This is a genomic window from Halothiobacillus sp., assembly GCF_027346185.1.
In the GTDB taxonomy this organism is placed as follows: Bacteria; Pseudomonadota; Gammaproteobacteria; order Halothiobacillales; family Halothiobacillaceae; genus Halothiobacillus.
In genome coordinates this window covers 1-2,061 of sequence record NZ_DAIESY010000097.1, presented here as the reverse complement: position 1 = coordinate 2,061, position 2,061 = coordinate 1, and the positions used below count along the sequence as shown (strand labels likewise).

At 55.7% G+C, this 2,061-nt stretch carries 1 protein-coding gene; it reads left to right on the top strand.

Features of this window, described 5'->3' with window-relative positions:
* Positions 1-2,061 (top strand): diguanylate cyclase (locus M7R55_RS07245; protein WP_298219753.1); only part of this gene is annotated, 2,061 nt, incomplete at both ends.

Sequence of the window (2,061 nt, the reverse complement as noted above, 5' to 3'; positions counted from 1 at the left end):
CGGCAGCAAGGTGATTGCGCTCTTTGGACAGATTGAACAGCCTGATCCAGACGCCCTGGTGCTATCTGCTTTTGCCACAGGCAAAACCCAGACACAAATGCACAATGGGATGATTCGGTATGACCGCCCCCTGATCGTCGAAGCGCAGTGCCTGAGATGCCATACCAACGCCAAGGTGGGCAATGTGCTGGGTGTACTTTCGATCACGCAATCAGTCGCTCAAGTTACATCTAAGGCACATGACGAGCTCGTCAACAAGCTGCTGATTATCATGCCAATCCCCCTGCTGGCCGCCCTGATGATCGCTCTATTGCTCGGGCGACGCATGGGCCGCTCAATCGCCAGACTCAAGAACACCATCAGCCGTCTGGAGCGGGTAGAAGACTTGGCTCAAATGCGCTTCAGCGACGCAAAGACCGGCTTTTCCGAACTGGATGACGTGCTGATCGAAGTTGATGGCCTGACTGATAAGGTACGTCATCTGGCAGTAGATCGGGATTTGCTTGAGTTCGAAATCCGCCTGCTCGAGCGGTTTGTCATTACCTCGGATGTCGTGCGCGACTGGCGACGCTACGTGCGCGACCTGCTCAAGGAAATCAACACCGTACAAACCGTGCATGGCGTATTCACCGCCTTTGCGGTCGGCGATCGGCCCGCCAATGTGGAGTTGTTCTGGTTCGATGCCATTAATGAAACGGTCGCCGCAACCATGAGCCAGCGCGTCCAGCGAATCGTAGGGGAAACGCTGGGGCAGGTTGCCACCGATTTTGTTCCCCGGCAACACAGCCTCGACCCATCCGGCAGACCCCCCCTCGACAACGCCCGACAGCTAGATCTGCGCACCAAAGAAATCACCATGGACAACCCGTCCATCCACGGTCTGGTTGGTCTCATTCTGCCTAACACCCAAAACCAGTCACAGGTTGAACGCCTCTTGATCGAGTCAATCCTCTCCACCATGCTAAACGTGGTGGGTTCGGTACGCGCCATTGAAAAGCACACCGAGGATCTGGAGTTTTACGCCACGCGCGACCCGCTGACACAGATGTATAACCAGCGCATGTTCTGGTCGCTACTGGATTATGAAATGGATCGCGCGCAGCGGCATGGCTACTCGTTCGGCTTGTTTGTCATTGATATCGATGACTTCAAGGGCATCAACGACAGCTTCGGCCACACCTTTGGTGACACCTTTTTGTGTAAGGTATCCGAATGCCTGAACGAAGGCCTGCGTACGGGCGATACACTTGCCCGCTATGGCGGCGACGAGTTCACAGCCATTCTGCCCGAGGCAGAAGAGAAGGAATGCATCATGGTGGCCGACCGGCTGCTGGCCCGAATACGAAATTTGTCGATGAAAACACTGGATGGACATACGGTCGGGGTTTCATTGTCCATCGGTATCGCCATCGGCCCCACCGACTCGGCTCGCGGCCTGTTCTCCATCGCGGACGCACAGATGTATCGGGCCAAACTCGCGGGCAAGAATCAGTTCGCACTCCCCAATCCCGAAGAGCCATTGGCCGATCTGCACGATAAGCCCTTTGAGGATCAGGATATTCTCGAAGCGCTCACCGAAGAACAGCCGCCACGGATTTTGTTCCAACCCATTTTCGCCATTGGGGATGCCGTGGTCGAACCTCTGGAAAACCTGCTGCTCGAACGGGTTGGTATGGAAGTGCTGGCACAACTGAATATCGGCGATTGCTGGGTCATGGCTCGAGATTTTCTCGGTATGGTCAGGCGACGCGGGCAAGCCGAAACCTTCGACCGCCAACTGATGACAGAACTCATTTGCCCGCAAGTCGCCACACATTGCAACGGCCTGATCTTCGTAAATATTTCACCCCGGACCGTACACGCGAAATCTTTCCTTCCAGACATCGCAAGACTGATGGACGCCACCGGTATGGCGCGCGATCGGCTCGTGTTCGAGTTGAACGAGCGCGAATCGCTGGCCGACCTGAACCTGTTCGATCGGTTCATCGAGGAACTGCACGGTTTTGACTTCAAATTCGCGATTGACCAGACAACACCGGGCCACTGGGTTTTCCAGCACCT